We start from the raw sequence: 17609 nt of genomic DNA, 5'->3' as shown, positions 1-17609 counted from the left end.
CTGTGCGAGGCCGCTTACCGCGAGTTTGTGTGGACGCAGGGGAGATCAACGCCAGGATCTCCGAAGGCATCTGGCATTCCGCATGATGGAGCGCGTGTAGGGATGCAGCGGCTATTTCGAACAGGTGAAATTGCCATCGGGCCGTCTTCTATCCGCTTGCACGGCTGGATGCTATTCGGTGCGAGGCTGATATTCTGGCCGCTCGTCGTGTTGACACTCGTGTCGCTGGCGCTTCAGCTCGGTGCCTGGCGAAAGGAATTCACAATTGTCGGCCCCTTCGCGGCGGAGACGAATCCGGCGCGAGCTTCGTTTATATTAGATGTCCCGCAGGAGGCGCCCGCTCCGTGGTGGAGGCAGCCGCTGAGCGGCGACAACGGCGAGAAACCTTTTCAGTCCTTTCTCGACTTTCGCATCAATGGCCGCGAAATGGGACCTCCGCACACGTTGCACGAAAAGATTCGGACCGGCAAGACGACTGGCTTCAGCCACTGGGGCGCTCAAGTGATCTTCTCACTTCCTCCTGACTTGACGAATGATCCAAAGACAGCAGCAACAGTTCGATACAAGGTACGGCCGAGAGCCTGGGTTAGCTATGCACTGGCAATTTTGAGCGCCCTGGTCGGCTATTCCATATACTCTAGTCCGCTCAAATCGCTCGCGGCACGCCTTGGGGACCGACCAAAGGCGATCGTAATAACAGCGCCGCACCTGATGTTATTTGGGCTTTGCTGGGCTGGCCTGATCGCTTCAGCTGTATATCTCCTGTCTATCCTCTATGCATTGGCAGCGGGTTGGGCCCTCCCGACCACTGTATTGATTCGTTGGTCGCCGGTCGCGGAGTGGGCGGCCAGGTATGAGCCTTATTTTGGCTATCTGCTTCTAATGTTGGCGGGCTGGGGGACTGCGACAAACTGGTTCATCGGGCTGGCTGCGCGTCACCACCAGCCGTTGCTGGAATCGACCGAGCAGTCGCTGCAACGGCTTCTCGCCTGGTGCGGATTTCCGGTTGCCGCGTCCGCATTTGTATTTTGCACCAGCGCAATGTGGGCCGGAATTGTCAGGCCGGGCGACCTCGACTACGCGAACATCGGAGGCCTGATTCCATTCTCGGACGCGGCCGGATATCTGGCGGGTGCCTTCGATCAAGTGAAGGATGGCGTCTGGTCCCCCATCGCGCTGCGGCGACCTCTGGCCGCCGGTTTCAGATCGGTTCTTCTCATCTTTGGCAACTTCTCGTTGCCGTCAATGTTGATATTGCAGGCTTGTGTGGTCGCGGGCGCTGTTTGTCTCGCCACCTATGCGATCGTCGTGTGGCGCGGCATCTGGGCCGCAATAGCTTTTTTTGCTCTGACCTATATTTTTGATCGCATCTTCGTGCCGACAACGCTGACCGAACCGCTGGGCGTGTTCTGGGCGTTATTGTCCATCCCTTTCTTTATCAGAGCCTTTCGTGATCATTCCGTAACGGCAGCGCTGCTGGCGTTTACGATGACGAGCGTCGCTCTGATGACGCGAATGGGAAGCATGTTCACGATTCCTGCTCTCGTGATGTGGCTGATTTGGCAATTCGGCAAGGGCATCGGAGCGAAACTAAGGATCGCTGTCGCAGCAACTTGCGTTTTGCTTGGTGTTTTCGGGCTTAATTCCCTGCTGCAGAATGCTTATGGAGCAGGTCCCAGTCCGAGCACGGGCAACTTCTCTTACGTGCTCTGCGGGCTGTCGATGGGAACAACATGGGATGGTTGCCTCAAGAAGCTCGCTGAAGAAGGCACCGCTGTTCAAGGCAGCGAAGATACTGTTGCGCGGCAACTCTATTCCGCGGCTTGGACGCATCTCCGTGCGCACCCTGGACCCTTTTTCCAGCGACTAGCGGAGGGCGCCCAAACGTTCGCTACGGAATATCCGAGCGTCATGTGGCAGGGTTACACAAGGGCTATCGATTTTCCCGCCTGGCTGTTTCCGAACGTACTGGTCGCGATATCCCTGATTGGCCTCCTGCACGGCACGATGCGAAGAGCCAAGGCTGTCGAAGTCACGTTCTGGATACTTCTCTGGGCGAGCCTCGTGGCATCGTCCTGTATTATCTACCTCGAAGAAGGATCGCGCGTCCTCGCCGCGAGTCATCCGACGATGGCGCTGTTCTTTGCGCTGGGGATGAGCAACCTGGCATCAACTCCGGCGGAACTGCCGTCGGACTCCCGATTTTCACGAAACGGCCTCATTGGATTAATTGCGATGGCAGTGCTCTTTGTTTGCGTTCCCTGGTTAGCCCATCATTTTTCGTCCACTGGGACCATGGCGAGTGCAACCCCGCTCCCGGCACGAAGCGAGGCTTTAGTCTTCGGAGGCCCACGGATGTCCGGCTTCCTCGTAATTAATGACGACCAGCCTATTCGCGACGATGTCCCGTCCCTTCATCTGGCGGACTTCGACGCCATTATCGGGCAGAGCGGCCTCGAGTATTACCAAGGTCTAATTCACCCGGTGTTGCCACCCTTGCCGTTTGGCTTTGTTTTTGCTCCGCGCGTGGAGAAGGGCGGCAGCGACCTCGGTGTCCTATACATTGTGCCACCGGAGGTCATGGAACGTCGTGAAGTTCCAGCTTGGCATTTCAATCTTAAGCGATGGGGCGACAAAAACAACGGCGCTGGTGACTACTGGTTCTACGTGACGAAGGCGGAGCCCTGGCAGCCGTCCGATCGCTGACGATCGCAGCTGCGACTTTCAAGGGGCGTGAAGCGCGTCTTGTTCACGGAACGGTTGCACACTAAGAACGGGCCGCTAACAGGGCGGGGAATAGCCAAGGGCTGTCAGATGGGAAACTTTACGATTTCTGCTGGCCCTTTGGTGTCGTTGTTACTCACGCTCCCGGCAGCCAACTGTTCGGCATCGACTTGCTTTCAGGCATAAACCGCCGTGCAGGCCTTCTACGTAGTCTTGGGCTTCCTGATTACATTAGTACTCAACACCCGCGCCGAATATCTGAGCGTTTTTCGCTTCTACGTGAGCCGCTATCTGCGGCTTTGGCCAGCATATGTGGCAGTGGCGGCGGCATCCCTCATGCTGGTCGAGAGGCCTGTCTGGTTCGAGAGCGTCTCAAACCTGGATGTTCCGGCTGCACTCTTCGTGATTGTGAGTGACTGCACGATTTTCTTTCAGGACTTTTTGTTGTCTTTCGCAATCAGTCCCGACGGCACACTTTATCGAACCTCCCACTTTGGCACCGAGCCCGGCAACCCGATGTGGAAAGCTTTTGCTGATTCCGCAAACGTGGAGCCTCGGGGTCGAATTGACGTTCTACCTGATAGCGCCGTTCGTTTGCCGGTCGCCGGCACGGCTGATCACATTGTTCGGTTTAGGATTGCTCACTCGAGTCGCGATCGGTCTTTGGTCGCTGCCAACGCGCGATCCCTGGCTCTAACGTTTCTCGCCTGCTGAAATGATGTTGTTTGCCGCCGGTGGCCTAAGCTATTTTGCGGGTAGGTGGTTGGAGCGTGGGGCGTCCCTTCCGAAGGGCTGGCATGATTTGCCTGGGAGTGCTGGCGATCATCATCGTGTACCATCATCTACACTTGACGACGCTTTGGCAAATTCCATTCCTATTGAACGGAAACATACTCGCAATGGTCGCCGTATCCTGTCCCTTTCTGCTCGCCCTGTCGCGCGGATCGGCATGGGACAGCATGATCGGCGAATTGAGCTATCCGATGTATCTGTCGCATTTTTATAAGAGAGATGATGTACCGAGACACGCGCGATGTGACGGCACCGAATAACGTCGGTATGTCTGCGCGACCGTCGCATTCAGCATTGCGCTGCTTTGGCTGGCCGTGCTCCCTGTGGATCGATATCGAAAGGTTCGGCGCGCGGCGAACAAACCAAAGCGATGAATTGATTCCCGCCATTACCTGACCTTCGCACGGCAGCTCCGCGCGTAACAGCGGCCTTCTTACATCGTGCCGGCGGAGATCGTGGAACGTCGCGACGTTCCTGCCGGGCTTCGAGCTCTAGCGGTGGGATAATCGCAGTCGCATGGCAAGTACTGCTTCTACGTCAAAAAAGCAGAGTCATGGCAACCTCCGATCGCTGATAGTACACACCGACTAGCTCTAGAGGCCAGCAGAGAGGCGAAGCGGCGGCGGTGGCTGAAGCTCTTGCACGACTTCAGTTCATCCCAGGCTGAAATCCGCGCCCCTCAAGGACGACCAAGTCGGCCCACCGGCTTGGATTAATCTTTAATTCGGGAAGGACGGTGACATGAAGATTCGTGGCCGGCGAGAGCACGGAGAAGCCGTTAAAGCCATTGCGCGGGGAAAGCTGGGTGATCGGACGCGCCGCGAGAATGAGCATGGAAACCCTATTTCCCCCAAACTTCCCTGGCGATCTCGACCGCGAGGCTGAGCTTGGCCCACTGCTCCTCTTCGGAGAGGACGTTGCCCTCTTCCGTCGAGGCAAAACCGCATTGCGGGGAGAGTGCGAGCTGCTCCAGCGGCGCGAACTTGGCGGCTTCCTCGAGACGGCGCTTGATGGCGTCCTTGTTCTCGAGTTCACCGAACTTCGAGGTGATGACGCCGACCACGACGACCTTGTTGCCCTTGGGCAGGAAGCGCAGCGGCTCGAAGCCACCGGCGCGGTCGCTGTCGTATTCGAGGAAATAGCCGTCGTAATTGGTGCCGGCGAGCATGGTCTCAGCAACCGGCTCGTAGCCGCCTGACGAAATCCAAGTCGAACGGAAATTGCCGCGGCAGACGTGCGTTGTCACCACCATGTCGGCGGGCTTCTCGGCCAGCGCGTAGTTGATGACGCGCGCATAGATCTGCTGGAGACCCTCGGAATTGTCGCCGCGCTCGCGCGCCTTCTGCAATTCGTCCGGCGAGCAGAGATAGGCCCACACGGTGTCGTCGAACTGGAGATAGCGGCAGCCGGCGTCATAGAACGCCTTCACGGCCTTGCGGTAGGTCTTGCCGAGGTCCTCGTAGAAGGCGTCGAGATCGGGATAGACGTCCTTGGAGATCGCCTTGCGGCCGCCACGGAAATGCAGCACCGCCGGCGACGGGATCGTCATCTTGGCGGTCACGTGGGCCTGGTCGGCGACCTTCTTCAGGAAGCGGAAGTGATCCAGCATCGGATGGTCATCCGGGAAGTCGAGCTTGCCGATCACGCGTACCGCGTCATGCCGGGTCTCGACGCCCGCGAACTGGATGCCGGTGTCAGGGTGGAACATTTCGCAGCCGGTGAGCTTGGCCAGGAAATCGAAATGCCACCAGGAGCGGCGGAATTCGCCGTCGGTTGCGAGCTTCAGGCCAAGCGAAGCCTGCTTATGCACGACCTTCTCGATCTCCATGTCCTCGATCTTGCGCAGGTCGTCGGCCGAGATCTCGCCTTTCTCCAGCCTGGCGCGGGCTTCCTTGATCTTGGCGGGGCGCAGGAGGCTGCCGACCTCGTCGGCGCGGAAGGGGGCTTTGGTTCGCTGCATTCTTAAACTCCCGTGAATTTTTTAGTGGGCCGCCGCCCCTGCGACGCCGAGGTGGCGCTCGAGGACCGACGGGTCGGCCTTCAGCGCGGCGCTCGGGGCGTCGTGGACGATCGTTCCGCGCTCCAATATCACAACACGGTCGGCCAGCCCCAGAATCTTTTGGGCATTCTGCTCAACGATGATCGAGCAGATGCCGCCCGCCCGCGTGATGGTCCCGATCGCTCTCAAGAGCTCCTCGACGATGATGGGGGCAAGGCCCTCGGTCGGCTCGTCCAGGAGAAGCACTTTCGGATTGAGGGTCAGCGCGCGACCGATCGCCAGCATCTGCTGCTCGCCGCCGGAGAGCTGGTTGCCAAAATTGCTCCGCCGCTCCTTCAGCCGCGGGAACATCTCGTAGACCCTCTCGACGGTCCAGGGGCCGGGCCGGGCCACTGCGGACATGTTCTCCTCCACCGTGAGCGAGCGGAAGATGTTGCGCTCCTGGGGCACCCAGCCGATCCCGGCGCGCGCCCGCTGGTCCGGCCGCAAGGTGGTGACGTCGGTACCGGCCAGCCCGACGGTCCCGGAGAAGCGACGGGTGACGCCAACGATCGAGTTGATCAGCGTGGTCTTGCCGGTGCCGTTGCGCCCCAACAGCGCCAGCACCTGGCCTTCGGCGAGACGCAGGGACATGTTCGGCAGCACCACGGCCTCGCCGTAACCGGCGCGAAGCGAGTCGATCGCGAGCAGGTCAGACATTGACCGCCTCCTCGCCGAGATAGACCGCCTTCACTTGCGGGTCGCGCGCGACCTGCTCGGGCGGGCCTTCGGTGAGCAGCGCGCCGGAGACCAGGACAGAGATGCGGTCGGCGAAAGAGAACACGAGGTCCATGTCGTGCTCGATCAGTAGCACGGTCACATCGCGCGGCAGGCTACCGACGACGGCGAGGATGTCGTGGCGCTCGCTCTCGGGCACGCCGGCGGCGGGCTCGTCCAGCAGCAGCACGCGCGGCTTGGCGGCGATCGCGACCGCGATCTCGAGCAGGCGCTGCTTGCCATAAGGCAGCGTCACGGTCTGCTCGTTCATGACGTCGAGCAGGTGGAAACGCGTCAGGAGGTCGGCGATCTCGCCGTTGACGTCCCTGCGCGTGCCCATCCGCCGCCACCAGTCGCCGCCATGGCCTAGGCGCTCAGAGACAGCGAGACCGATGGTCTCGAGCGGGGTCAGGTCGGGATAGAGCTGGTTGATTTGGAAGGTACGCGACAGGCCGCGCAACACGCGCTTGTGCACGGGCAGATCCGTGACGTCCTGGCCTTCGAGCAGGATGCGGCCCGAGTTCGGCTTGAGCACGCCAGTGAGCTGGTTGATGACCGTGGTCTTGCCGGCGCCGTTCGGGCCGATCAGCGCGTGGCGGGCGCCTTGTTCGATTTTTAGCGACAAGTCGCGGGTGACGCGCAGACCGCCGAACTGCTTTTCGAGATTCTGGGTTTCGAGCGCGATAGTCATGCGTCGCTCTCCGGCGCGGCGACGACGGCCTTGCGCCCGGCTATCTGCCTGATGACCAGATTGGGCACATACAGCATCCAGCGATGCAGGCGCTGCCGTCCGATCAGGACGATCGCGACCAGCACGAGGCCGATCCAGAATTGCCAGTATTGCGGGGTGATGGTCGAGAACAACTCCTGGAGCATGCGAAACAGCACTGCGCCGATCAGCCCGCCATAGAGATAGCCGGTGCCGCCGATGACGAGCACCAGCATCAGGTCCGCCGAGCGCTCGAAGGCGAACACATCGAGAGAGGCGATCGCGGTGGTCTGGGTGAACAGCGCGCCTGCGATGCCGGCATAGAACGCGGCGAGCGTGTAGATCGCAATCAGGTGGCGGTTGACGGGAATGCCGATGGCGGCCGCGCGCAGCGGATTGTTCTTGATCGCGCGCAATGACAGCCCGAACGGCGAATGCACGACGCGGCGGGCGAACAGGAACAACAAGAACAGAACGGCGAGCGAATAGAAGAAGCCGGTCTTGCCGAACATGTCGAACGGGATCTCGCCGAAGATCGGCTGCATCTCGATACCCTGCAGGCCGTCGGTGCCACCGGTGATGTTGGAGAAGCGTTCGGCCAATGCCTCAAGCAGCAACGCGATGCCGAGCGTCACCATCAGCCGCGTGAGATCGACGCCACGGATCACCAGGACGCTGGTGGCGAAGCCGAGCACCATCGCGACAAGGCCGGCGACAACAAGCGCAAGGACGGGCTCGTTGATGATCCCGTGCAGCGCGAGAAGCCCCGCCGCGTAAGCGCCGACGCCGAAGAAGGCGGCATGGCCGAGCGAGACGATGCCGGCGTAGCCGAGGATCAGATCGAGCGACATCGCAAACAGCGCGAGCCGCAGGATGTCCGTCATGATCAAATAACGCGTGGGAAATACGAAGCCGCAGGCCAGCACGATCAGCCAGAAAGCGGCCTCGCCATAGTGCCAGCGTGCCTGGCGCTGGGCGTGATAGCCGACGTCGGAGGAGGCGCTCATCGGCGAACTCAACGCGCGGCCGTGCGGCCGAACAGACCGTTCGGGCGCCAGATCAGGATCACGATCATCATGGTGTAGATCACGAAAGGTCCCATCTTCGGGACGTAATATTTGCCGGCGACGTCGCCGATGCCGAGCAGCAGCGAGGCCAGGAACGGGCCGGTGATCGAGGACGAGCCGCCGACGGTGACCACAATCAGGAAGTAGATCATGAACTTCAGCGGAAAGTACGGGTCGAGGCCGAGGATCTCGGCGCTCAGCGCGCCGCCGAGACCGGCCAGGCCGCAGCCAAAAGCGAATGTGAAGGCGAACACCTGCGGCACGTTGATGCCGAGGCCGCTCGCGGCGCGGGGATCGTCGACCGCGGCGCGCAGGCGGCTGCCGAACCGCGTCTTGGCCAGCACCATCTGGAGACCGATGGTGAGCAGCCCGCAGATCACGATGATCATCAGCCGGTAGCGGCCGATGCCAACGCCGAACAGGTCGAACTGACCCTGGAGCGCCGCCGGCAGGTTGATGAAGACCCGCGACGAACCCTGGATGTAATCGACGGCCGCGACCGACATGAACGTGAGGCCGATCGTGAACAGCACCTGGTCGAGATGGCTGCGCGCATAGAGGTGTCGGTACAGCGTGCGCTCGAGCACAATGCCGATCGCAGCGGAGGAGACGAAAGCAAGCGGCAATGCAGCGAAGAATGGCCAGCCCATTCGGTTGACCAGCACCATGCAGACATAGCCACCGGCCATGGCGAAGGCGCCATGGGCGAGATTGACGAAGTTCATCAAACCAAGCGTAACCGCGAGCCCGCAAGCCAGCACGAACAGCAGCATGCCGTAGGCAACGCCATCGAACAGGTTGGTGAGGATTGAGGTCATCGTCTCAGCTTAGCGTTATCGTCATGGCCGGGCCGTCCCGGCCATCCACGTTCTTGGTTCGACTCTCGCGTGGATGCCCGGGTCAGCCCGGGCATGACGAGAGTGGCGGGCGAGATCCCCGATGCGCTAATGCGCGCTTGGGGATGACGCGCTTTCGCGCGTCACTTCTTGGTCTTGCCGAGATCCTTGACGGCCTCGAAGGTCGCGAACTCGACGTTGTAGAGCTCGCCGTCAACCTTCTCGACCTTCCGGATGTAGATGTTCTGCACGATGTCGCGGGTCTCGGGGTCGATCGAGATCGGGCCGCGCGGGCTCTCCCACTTCTGGCCTTTCATGGCTTCGACGAGCTTGGTGCCGTCGGTGTCGCCATTGGTCTTCTTCAACGCTTCGTAGATCAGGTGAATGCCGTCATAGCCGCTCACCGCCATGAAGCCCGGCCGGTTTCCGTAGGCCTTCTTATAGGCCGCGACGAAATCCTTGTTCATCTGCGAGGGATGCGCCGCCGAATAGAGGTGCGCGGTGACCGTGCCCAGCACGGCGTCGCCCATGTTGTTGAGGAGGTCGTCGTCGGTCACATCGCCCGGTCCGATCACCTTAATGCCGGCCTTGTCGAGCCCGCGTTCGGCATACTGCTTCATGAAGTTGCCGCCCTGGCCGGCCGGCACGAACACGAAGATGGCGTCGGGCTTGGCGTCCTTCATGCGCTGGAGGAACGGTGCGAAATCGGGATTGGCGAGCGGCGTCTTCACCTCTTCGACCACCTCGCCGCCACCGGCGGTGAAGTTCTGCTTGAAGAAGTTGAGCGCGTCATTGCCCGGCGCGTAGTCCGAGGTCAGCGTCGCCACCTTCTTGATGCCGTTTTTCACCGCCCAGTCCGCGATGATGGTGGAGGACTGCGCCAGCGTGAAGCTGGTGCGCACGATATAGGGCGAGCGCTCGGTGATGATCGAGGTGCCGGCCGCCATCACGACCTCCGGGATCTTGGCTTGCGTGGCCAGCGGCGCCGCCGCGAGCGCGGCCGGGGTCACGCCGAAGCCGGCGATGAAATTGACCTTGTCGTTGACGATCAACTCCTGCGCGGCGGTCTTGGTCTTGTCGGGAATCGCAGCATCGTCCTTGAGGATGATCTCGATTTTCTTGCCGGCGACGGTGTCGCCCTTCTGCTGCATGTAGAGCTTGATCGCGTTCTCGATCTGCTTGCCGGTCGAGGCCTGGCCGCCGGTCATCGGCAGGATCAGACCGACCTTGACGCTATCCTCGGCCTTGGCCGGTGCGATGGCCGCAAGGCCCGCGATGGCGGCAGCTGCTGCAGCCCAAACAGTCCTACGAGACAGTTGTTTGCGTTCGAACATCAGATGTCCCTCCCCTTCATTCCTGATCTCTTGTGCGCTGGACCGAGTGCCCGATCCTTGCCTTAAGTTTAGCTCACGCACGCGTGATGCCGTGCGCCACATGGCGTCTTTCGCGCCCTTATTGTCAATCGGACGTTTGGCGACCATTCGGCGCAAGCCGAGCGTTCCGATTGCCGACGGCAGATGCGATATCGGGTCACGACCGGGTAACCCGGGCATCGTGAACATGATTGCTATATTTTGTACGATTGTACAAACAAAATGGACTTGTCAACAAAAAAGCCCCATCTCGGATCGAGCGCCTTTGCCGCGAGCCCTTGCTGCAGTCTAGAAACGCTGCCACCCGGGTGGATGGAGGATTTCGTCTTTTGTTTGCAGAAATTTGAACATCCGCAGGGCGAGAGTCGGCACTGTATGGTATCATATTACCGGTCTCGAATAAGTCTATTTTACCTTGTTGAAGGCTACTCTCCCGGCGACAGCCTACCTGGCGTCCAACACGACTGACCTCGCGCCCTCCGTACAATGCCCAGATCTTTACGTGCCCTCCTGATCCTCCTCGCGCTCTCGGCGAGCCTGTCCGGCTGCGGCACCGTCAACGAAAAGCTCTCGTCCGGCATGGGCGACTACGTCCCGCAATGGGCCGGCGGCTTGCCGGCGGATGCCCCGCCGCGGGCGGGCACGCCGGAATACGACGCGTGGATGAAGGAGCGCGAGCGCAGACGCCTGATGCCGGCTGCCGAGCGCGAGGCGGCCAAACTGGAGCAGAGCAAGCTTGACCCAGTGCGCTAGCATTGCTTCTACAATCACGGGCACCATGAGTTCGATCTGGCTGGGCGGGGCGCATGGACGACGAGACGACACATCAGCTCGGGACGCGTCTTGTTATCGGCGGCAGCGGACTGGTCGGCGGCTACATCGTCGAGCACCTGGTCCGCCGCGGCGAGAACGTGCTCGCGCTGTCGCGATCGCCGCGCACGAGCGCCGGGGTGACGTGGATCCGGGGCGATCTTCAGCAGCCGGATACGCTGACCTTTGCACCATTCGATACGCTCTACTGCACCACTGACGCCATCCTGCTGGCTGACGCGCTGCCACTGATCCTCACACGGTCCATCAGGCGCGTCGTGGCATTCAGCTCAACCAGCGTGCTCACCAAGCAGGATACCGAGATCGCCGAAGAGCGCGAAATAATCCGCAAGCTGATCGGGGCCGAGCAAACCATCGCCGCGCTCTGCGCACAGCGGGGCATCGGCTGGACCATCCTGCGCCCGACCCTCATCTACGCCGAGGGCCGCGATACGAACATCACGCCGCTATCGCGGCTGATCCGTCGCTTCGGGTTCATGCCGCTGGTCGGCGGCGCGCCGGGCCTGCGCCAGCCGGTTCATGCCGAGGATCTCGCCATCGGTGCCATCGCCGCGGCCGGCTGCCCGGCCGCCGCCAACAAGTTCTACGCACTCCCCGGTGCCGAGACACTGTCCTATCGCGAAATGATCGGCCGCCTGTTCGACGGAATGCGGCGCCCGCGGCGGCTGGTTTCAGTCCCACCCTGGCTGTGGCGCGTGGCCTTCAGGACGGCGAGGCCATTGTATCCGACCGCGAATGTCGCCATGGGCCTGCGCATGATGAAGGACATGACGTTCGATGCCACGCCGGCCGCCCGGGACTTCGGCTGGAAGCCGCGAAGCTTCCGCCCGGTATTTGATTAGAGCATGACCCGGAAAAGTGTGCAGGGGTTTTCCCTCGCCACAAACGCGGAACGCGTTCGCGAGGAGATCATGCTCGAACAATAACCAACCGAGCGCGTTGTCAGGTCCGCACGACCTGATCCACGCCGACCCCCTGCCCGCGCAAGGTCGCCCAGATCAATTTGAGATCGCCCGCGAGGCTCTGGTCGTGCACATATCGCGCGTCAAGCTCGGCGAGGCGCTCCGCGTCCGACATGTCGACGCCGCTGACCTGGGCAAGCCCGGTGATGCCGGGGCGCACGCCGAGCACACCCAGCTGCCGCCGCGCCTGGACGAGCTCAACCTGCGAAGGCAAAGAGGGGCGTGGGCCGACCAGACTCATGCGGCCCGAAATCACGTTGAAGAGCTGCGGCAGCTCGTCGATCTTGAAGCGCCGCAGATAGTCACCGAGCGGGGTGACCGCGGATGCTGCGACCTGATGGGTCGGAAGATCAGCCGTGCCCGTGAACATCGTCCGGAATTTGTAGCAGGTGAACTCACGCCCGTCCTTTCCAACGCGGATTTGCTTGTAGATCGCCGGCCCTTTGCTCTCCAGCCGGATGGCGAGAGCAACCAGAAGGAGGATCGGCCAGAGCGCCAGGAGGAGGAGTGCCCCCGCCGCAACATCGAGCATTCGTTTCATCGCGACGAACCCTGCGACTGCGAGATGGCCGCCTGGATCATCGCGCGCAGACCCTCTCGCGTCGCCACGCGGGGACACCATCCGACCTTCTGAAGGTCCGCCGAGCTTGCCACGAGTTCCCGGCCGATGCGATCCCATAGCGAATGTCGTCCCGCAGCAATCACCAGGGCCCGCACCGCCAGCGGCGGGACCGGGATCAGGTTGGGCGGGCGGCCCGCCGCCTCCCGCAACGTCGCGATCATATCCGCAAGCGTGATCGGCTCCGGATCGCAGACGATGAACGTCCGGTTGATCGCCTGGGGATTGTCGAGGCAGACCATCACCGCCTGCACCAGATTGTCGATGGACAACAGCGACCGGCGGTTCTTGAAGGAGCCAAACGGGAGTGGCACGGGCAGTGCCGCGATGCGGATCATCATGGCGATATTCGCCTTCGCCCCGGGTCCGTAGACGATGACCGGCCGCAGAATCGTGAACGGCACGCCGGCGCGACGAATTTCCTCTTCGGCGGCGAGTTTCGCCCGATCATAGGCCGTGATCGGCCACGGCTCGTCCTGCTCGGTGATGACGTGGTCCGCCGCAGAGCCCGCCTGGGCACTGATCGAGGACATGAAAATCAGGTGCTTGATTTGATGCCGAGCGCAGGCCTGCACCAGATTCGCGGTCGCAAGCCGATTGGCCCGGGCATACTGCCCGCTGTCGATGTGGCTGCGATGGGCAATGGCGGCAAGATGAATGACGGTATCGATGCTGTCGAGCAGCGGGGACCAGTCGACAGTGCTCTCGAGATCCGGCAGTTCCATCCATTCGACGCCGGCTGCGTCCAGAGGCGCGCTGCGCCTGCGCGAGGCGCCTCGCACGACGTGGCCGGCGTTTGCGAGCGCGGACGCCACGGCCGATCCGATAAATCCCGAGGAGCCGGTCACCAGGATCCGCAAGGCCATTCCCTCATTTATGCCTAGATTGCAGGAGCGGAACATCCCACCCGATGATAAAGTTCCATTCCATTGCACGTGAGCCTGTTCCCGACCTCGCTCCTTGTGTCGGTCATTCCCCGGGGGTTGCCGACGCAGCCTCTGCCGAAGCAACAATTTGACGGGCCGCCGCGATCGGAGAGAACATTGAGCGGCCGAGTTTCCGTCCACGCTCGGCCATGGCACGCAGCTGGCCCGCGTCATCCACAAGCTCTACGGCCAACCGTTTGAGTTCGCTCACGGAATCACCCACATATACTTTGCCCACCTGTTCGTCTTCAATCAATCGTTGCAGATCCGTACCGGCGTTTACACGTGCCAGTACAGGAACGCCATACTGAACATACGAAACAAACTTGCCGGGAATATTGTGCGTTTTGTGGTCCCGATGGAGCGCGACCAGGCCAACATGGCATTGCGCAAGAAGACCTGGAATTTCGCAAGAATCGATCTCGTCGAAGAATAGCGTGTTCTTCAGGCCCCGCGATGCCTTCTCCTGCTGGAGGCGGGCAAATTCGGAGCCACGGCCCACGAAGACAAACCCGATGTCGGTTCGGTCAAGCGAGCGCTCGATAAGCTCGAGAAAAATGTCGAGGCCTTGAGCGACGCCCATGTTGCCGATGTAGACGAAAATCTTTCGGCCAGCGAGAGCCGTCTTCTCTAGCGCGATGCTGCAGCCGATGTCAGGCGTAATCCTGAGCCAGTTGTGCAAAACCTCGATGCGGCGCGACGGGCTCGCCCAACTCGAGAGGTAGGCGAGGTTGGACGGCGTTTGCACTCCAATGACGTCGGCGATTGCGTACTGAATGGCGGCCACGGCCTTGAACAGGAAGAAGACCGGCCCCCTGTTGATCAACCCCAGGTCGAGGGCCCATTCCGGGAAGATATCGCGCAGGATCAGGTAGGTCTTGGCTCGGCACTTGCGTCGCAGCACGGCGACCAGAGGGCCGAAAAAGACCGGTGGCGAATACCACACCAACAAGTCCCATTTCGCGGAAGCAAAGGGGCTGCGACGCATGCTGCGAAGCATTGCAAACGGAAGCCACATCTCGGCGATCGCCCGCCGCGCGAAGGATGGTGAGCGAGTCGGGGGCGCCGCGAGCCGCAGCACCTCAATACCGTCCATCCGCTCGAGCATCCATGGCTTGCCCGACATGGGGGATGGAACGATGACCACCGGATGATGACCGAGCCCGGCGATTTGCTGCGCGAGGTCGCGCAACTGCACCGCCGCAGAAGTTCGTAGCGGTGGATAGTCGGTCGAGATGAGAGCGATCTGCAAAGCCGCCGGCCGTTTTCTAAGCTTTGGATGAGATCCGGGACTTCAGCCGGACAACCCGCCTTCCACAAGATCTAGAAGAAATTCGTGATCTTGGTGCGAATCGCGTTTACCACGACCGAGGACGGTGAATAGTCTTCTTCGAGCTCGTAACGCGCACTCCATGGCAAACTCGTCGCCAGCGTCACCGCCTCAACGATATTCTCTGCCTCCATGCCCGAGACGATGGTCGCTCCGCTCTCCAGCGTCTCCATGCGCTCGGTCGCCATGCGAAGGCTGACATTTGGGACCTTGTAGAACAGCCCCTCCTCCGCGGCCGTACCGGAATCGGACAGCACGCAGTAGGATTCCTTGAGCAATTGGTTGAAATCGTAGAAGCCGAGCGGACGCATGATACGTATGTTCGATGGGACCTCTATCCCCTTCAGCTTACTGGTCGTGCGCGGATGCATCGGAAAGATGATCTCGCGCTTCAGGCGCTGATTGAGGACGCCGAGCGCCGTGAAGATGATTTGCAGGTTTTCGCGATTGTCGACGTTCTCGCTGCGATGCGCCGTCACCAGAATGTAATTTTTTGGCTCGAGCCCCAAACGCTTCAAGACATCGCTACGATCAATCTCGGGCGCAAACGCACGCATGACCTCAAATGTCGGATTGCCCGTCATGATTACCTTCGACGGATGTATGCCTTCACGCAGTAGGTTCTCGCGGTGATAGCGGTTGTAGGGCAGCAGGACGTTGCTGAGATGGTCGATCAAAATTCGGTTGCGCTGCTCCGGCATTCGACTGTCCCAAGCCCGCAATCCCGCCTCCATGTGGAAAATCTTGATGCCCCGATGAGCTGCCGGTAGCACACTAAGCCCGCTGTAGGTGTCCCCGAGTGTAACGAGGGCATCCGGCTTGACCTTCTCCATCAGGGCGTCCGACTTGCGAATCACGTCGGCCACTTCCGGCGCGTAGCCAGACGTGTCTATTTCCAGCTCGTAGTCCGGCCTGCGCAGCTTCAGGTCGTTGAAGAAGAAGTCGCGGAGCTCGGGCGTGAAGTTCTGCCCCGTATGCACCATGATATGGTCGAAATTCAGCTCGTCGAGCTTCTTCAGCGTCCCCCACATCTTGATCATTTCAGGGCGCGTGCCGAAAATGGACATTACCTTCATGGTATTATTTCCAGATTAATCCTTTGAGGGGCCACCGCCTGCGGCGTCTTTATCACGCCAGGTCTCGAGGGCAAATAGGCCCCATCAGGACGAGTCCGCGGATCAGCAACGCGGGCGCACGCCTTGGCGGGGCGATTCCCGCCGGCTCGCGAGCTCGCCTCATGGTCTCGCCGTCGTTCTTCGTGTTCCGAGACCCGCTCCTCGGCGTGTCCTAGAACGACGTCGGCGCGTCAGTCCCCATCGCAGAAGCCGGGCGGCCTGTCCCAGACATTGCTCGCGGCGTAAGATACCAAAGCAGGAAAAGCAATCCCATGCCGTGACTGACCATAGCTGTCGACAGCGGTACGTTGAGCAAAATTTGCGGAAGGATTGCGGCGGAAACCAAGATGAAGTCGGCCGGCAATCCGGCAGACAACCGATTTCCAAGAGCAAAAACGAGACCGCATGCGAAGGTCACCACCGGAGCCCAAAGCGGTCCAACCGATGCGATACCTTCCGTCGCAAACAACGACGCGTTGTAGTTCCCCAGCCGGTACTGCTCTTCAAGGAGAACGGACAGTTGCCCCTGATACGGACAGCGCATCAGCGGCTTCAAGACCGTGATTTGGCAGAAGTGGGTGAGATCGTGCCAGGAAAAGAAGTCGTTGTAGACATCCAGGGCGAGAGCCGGAATCGTGATCTGTCGAAAATCAACTATGTAGAAGAAGAACGCCGCTTTTGATCCCAGCGCCAGCAACAGGATCACTCCCACAAGCATGGGGACAAGCAGCGACAAGATGACGACGACCCTGGCCTCAAGAAGCCTTGCAAGCAGCAACATGAGAAGGAGCCAGAGCGGCGCAAAGAACGCCAATTTGGTCAAGGTGATTGGATAAAGGGCCAGAAGGACCAGCAACACCGCAAAGGCCAGCCAATACGCCCTGCGCGCGACGAAGCCGGCAAATGCGAATGGCAGCAGCACACTGGAAACTATCGTAACGAGATAATTCACGATCGTCGGCGCCGACATCTGCTCCCGAAATCGATAGATATCCGGGAGTGCAACGACCCGGAAATTGTAGATGGCGCCGACCGCAGCGATCCCAATACTAAGCAGCAGAATGAGTGTCAACATCCGGTCGAACGCCAGCATCGATAGTTTGAACCGCTGGCGTAACGGAGCCGATATGAACAATGCAGGCAGCAGAAAAGTGATGAGCGAAACCGCCGCGGAAAGTCCCGCCAATTTATGATTGTACTCGAGATCGGAGAAAGAATTTAGCCAAAGATAGCCAAAGATCATCGTGTAGAAGTAGAAGCCGGCGAAATAGCCGAAGCTGAAACGCGCTGTCGCGAACAGCCAGGAAAGGCAAGCAAAGACCGCAATCACGAAGGCGACGACGTGCAACTGATCGGCATCGTAGAAGATGTGAAAGATCGGGGGATAGAACAAGTAGGCGGCGCGAACGTCCGGTCCAACCAAGCGGTCATATCTTGCGACCAGAACTAATGTCACACTGAAGATCGCAATATGGGAGCAAATCGTCAGGCACAGCCGGGCGCCCTCGGAAAACCGCCGCGATCCATCAGCTGCCTGGGGTATCCTGTTCATTGAGAACGAGTTGCATCC

The 17609-nt window shown here is 60.7% G+C and carries 16 protein-coding genes; 4 read left to right on the top strand and 12 right to left on the bottom strand.

The features are described 5' to 3' along the window. The first annotated feature begins 102 nt into the window (after positions 1 to 102). Positions 103 to 2706, top strand: a complete 2604-nt coding sequence (locus ABIB91_RS30585; RefSeq protein ID WP_354170022.1) for a hypothetical protein — start codon at positions 103 to 105, stop codon at positions 2704 to 2706. Positions 2707 to 2916: 210 nt separating this feature from the next. Beyond that, positions 2917 to 3438 carry a hypothetical protein gene (locus ABIB91_RS30580; RefSeq protein WP_354170020.1) on the top strand — a complete coding sequence of 174 codons (522 nt, stop codon included), beginning with the start codon at positions 2917 to 2919 and terminating at the stop codon, positions 3436 to 3438. A gap of 726 nt (positions 3439 to 4164) precedes the next feature. Here ABIB91_RS30580 and ABIB91_RS30575 read toward each other — a convergent pair. The 7 genes from ABIB91_RS30575 to ABIB91_RS30545 all read right to left on the bottom strand — a co-directional run bounded on the left by ABIB91_RS30575 (position 4165) and on the right by ABIB91_RS30545 (position 10217). Then, positions 4165 to 4350 carry a hypothetical protein gene (locus tag ABIB91_RS30575; protein WP_354170018.1) on the bottom strand — a complete coding sequence of 62 codons (186 nt, stop codon included), beginning with the start codon at positions 4348 to 4350 and terminating at the stop codon, positions 4165 to 4167. 7 nt (positions 4351 to 4357) lie between these two features. Beyond that, positions 4358 to 5476: a cobalamin-independent methionine synthase II family protein gene (locus ABIB91_RS30570; protein WP_354170016.1), complete on the bottom strand. Its 1119-nt coding sequence runs from the start codon at positions 5474 to 5476 to the stop codon at positions 4358 to 4360. Positions 5477 to 5497: 21 nt separating this feature from the next. Continuing rightward, on the bottom strand, positions 5498 to 6214 hold the full coding sequence (locus ABIB91_RS30565) for an ABC transporter ATP-binding protein (RefSeq protein ID WP_354170014.1): 717 nt from the start codon (positions 6212 to 6214) through the stop codon (positions 5498 to 5500). Then, positions 6207 to 6962 (bottom strand): ABC transporter ATP-binding protein, encoded by a 756-nt coding sequence (locus ABIB91_RS30560; protein ID WP_354170012.1) that lies wholly within the window; start codon positions 6960 to 6962, stop codon positions 6207 to 6209. Before ABIB91_RS30560 ends, ABIB91_RS30565 begins: the two co-directional genes overlap by 8 nt. Then, complete coding sequence (locus ABIB91_RS30555; RefSeq protein ID WP_354170010.1) at positions 6959 to 7987, bottom strand: branched-chain amino acid ABC transporter permease; 1029 nt, start codon at positions 7985 to 7987, stop codon at positions 6959 to 6961. The genes ABIB91_RS30560 and ABIB91_RS30555 overlap by 4 nt, the downstream gene beginning before the upstream one ends. An 8-nt stretch (positions 7988 to 7995) precedes the next feature. Further along, positions 7996 to 8865: a branched-chain amino acid ABC transporter permease gene (locus ABIB91_RS30550; RefSeq protein ID WP_007601971.1), complete on the bottom strand. Its 870-nt coding sequence runs from the start codon at positions 8863 to 8865 to the stop codon at positions 7996 to 7998. Between the two features lie 161 nt (positions 8866 to 9026). Further along, on the bottom strand, positions 9027 to 10217 hold the full coding sequence (locus ABIB91_RS30545; RefSeq protein ID WP_354129509.1) for an ABC transporter substrate-binding protein: 1191 nt from the start codon (positions 10215 to 10217) through the stop codon (positions 9027 to 9029). 525 nt (positions 10218 to 10742) lie between these two features. On the opposite strand from ABIB91_RS30545, the gene ABIB91_RS30540 reads away from it, so the two are divergent. Together ABIB91_RS30540 and ABIB91_RS30535 are read left to right on the top strand one after the other, a co-directional pair. After that, complete coding sequence (locus tag ABIB91_RS30540; protein WP_354170007.1) at positions 10743 to 11009, top strand: hypothetical protein; 267 nt, start codon at positions 10743 to 10745, stop codon at positions 11007 to 11009. A gap of 53 nt (positions 11010 to 11062) precedes the next feature. Continuing rightward, positions 11063 to 11929 carry an NAD-dependent epimerase/dehydratase family protein gene (locus tag ABIB91_RS30535; RefSeq protein ID WP_354170005.1) on the top strand — a complete coding sequence of 289 codons (867 nt, stop codon included), beginning with the start codon at positions 11063 to 11065 and terminating at the stop codon, positions 11927 to 11929. A 100-nt stretch (positions 11930 to 12029) separates the two neighbouring features. On the opposite strand, the gene ABIB91_RS30530 is transcribed toward ABIB91_RS30535, so the two are convergent. The 5 genes from ABIB91_RS30530 to ABIB91_RS30510 all read right to left on the bottom strand — a co-directional run bounded on the left by ABIB91_RS30530 (position 12030) and on the right by ABIB91_RS30510 (position 17591). Next, entirely contained in the window at positions 12030 to 12590 is a 561-nt protein-coding gene (locus ABIB91_RS30530; protein WP_354170003.1) for a sugar transferase, read from the bottom strand. Continuing rightward, positions 12587 to 13534, bottom strand: coding sequence for an NAD-dependent epimerase/dehydratase family protein (locus tag ABIB91_RS30525; RefSeq protein ID WP_354170001.1), 948 nt, complete (start codon positions 13532 to 13534; stop codon positions 12587 to 12589). The genes ABIB91_RS30530 and ABIB91_RS30525 overlap by 4 nt, the downstream gene beginning before the upstream one ends. Positions 13535 to 13637: 103 nt before the next feature. Next, complete coding sequence (locus ABIB91_RS30520) at positions 13638 to 14846, bottom strand: glycosyltransferase family 4 protein (RefSeq protein WP_354169999.1); 1209 nt, start codon at positions 14844 to 14846, stop codon at positions 13638 to 13640. 71 nt (positions 14847 to 14917) lie between these two features. Then, on the bottom strand, positions 14918 to 16000 hold the full coding sequence (gene wecB / locus ABIB91_RS30515; protein WP_354169998.1) for a non-hydrolyzing UDP-N-acetylglucosamine 2-epimerase: 1083 nt from the start codon (positions 15998 to 16000) through the stop codon (positions 14918 to 14920). A 211-nt stretch (positions 16001 to 16211) separates the two neighbouring features. Next, positions 16212 to 17591: a hypothetical protein gene (locus ABIB91_RS30510; RefSeq protein ID WP_354169996.1), complete on the bottom strand. Its 1380-nt coding sequence runs from the start codon at positions 17589 to 17591 to the stop codon at positions 16212 to 16214. Positions 17592 to 17609 lie beyond the last annotated feature (18 nt).

Source organism: Bradyrhizobium sp. JR4.3, assembly GCF_040547695.1.
Classification (GTDB): domain Bacteria; phylum Pseudomonadota; class Alphaproteobacteria; order Rhizobiales; family Xanthobacteraceae; genus Bradyrhizobium; species Bradyrhizobium canariense.
This window is presented reverse-complemented; position numbering and strand designations above follow the sequence as displayed.

Excerpts from the sequence above, each read along its gene's own strand:
- ABIB91_RS30560 (WP_354170012.1), bottom strand. The coding sequence starts at position 6,962 with ATGACTATCGCGCTCGAAACCCAGAATCTCGAAAAGCAGTTCGGCGGT.
- ABIB91_RS30530 (WP_354170003.1), bottom strand. The coding sequence starts at position 12,590 with ATGAAACGAATGCTCGATGTTGCGGCGGGGGCACTCCTCCTCCTGGCG.
- ABIB91_RS30510 (WP_354169996.1), bottom strand. The coding sequence starts at position 17,591 with ATGAACAGGATACCCCAGGCAGCTGATGGATCGCGGCGGTTTTCCGAG.
- ABIB91_RS30585 (WP_354170022.1), top strand. The coding sequence starts at position 103 with ATGCAGCGGCTATTTCGAACAGGTGAAATTGCCATCGGGCCGTCTTCT.
- ABIB91_RS30525 (WP_354170001.1), bottom strand. The coding sequence starts at position 13,534 with ATGGCCTTGCGGATCCTGGTGACCGGCTCCTCGGGATTTATCGGATCG.
- ABIB91_RS30550 (WP_007601971.1), bottom strand. The coding sequence starts at position 8,865 with ATGACCTCAATCCTCACCAACCTGTTCGATGGCGTTGCCTACGGCATG.
- wecB (WP_354169998.1), bottom strand. The coding sequence starts at position 16,000 with ATGAAGGTAATGTCCATTTTCGGCACGCGCCCTGAAATGATCAAGATG.
- ABIB91_RS30535 (WP_354170005.1), top strand. The coding sequence starts at position 11,063 with ATGGACGACGAGACGACACATCAGCTCGGGACGCGTCTTGTTATCGGC.
- ABIB91_RS30540 (WP_354170007.1), top strand. The coding sequence starts at position 10,743 with ATGCCCAGATCTTTACGTGCCCTCCTGATCCTCCTCGCGCTCTCGGCG.
- ABIB91_RS30575 (WP_354170018.1), bottom strand. The coding sequence starts at position 4,350 with ATGCTCATTCTCGCGGCGCGTCCGATCACCCAGCTTTCCCCGCGCAAT.
- ABIB91_RS30570 (WP_354170016.1), bottom strand. The coding sequence starts at position 5,476 with ATGCAGCGAACCAAAGCCCCCTTCCGCGCCGACGAGGTCGGCAGCCTC.
- ABIB91_RS30565 (WP_354170014.1), bottom strand. The coding sequence starts at position 6,214 with ATGTCTGACCTGCTCGCGATCGACTCGCTTCGCGCCGGTTACGGCGAG.
- ABIB91_RS30555 (WP_354170010.1), bottom strand. The coding sequence starts at position 7,987 with ATGAGCGCCTCCTCCGACGTCGGCTATCACGCCCAGCGCCAGGCACGC.
- ABIB91_RS30545 (WP_354129509.1), bottom strand. The coding sequence starts at position 10,217 with ATGTTCGAACGCAAACAACTGTCTCGTAGGACTGTTTGGGCTGCAGCA.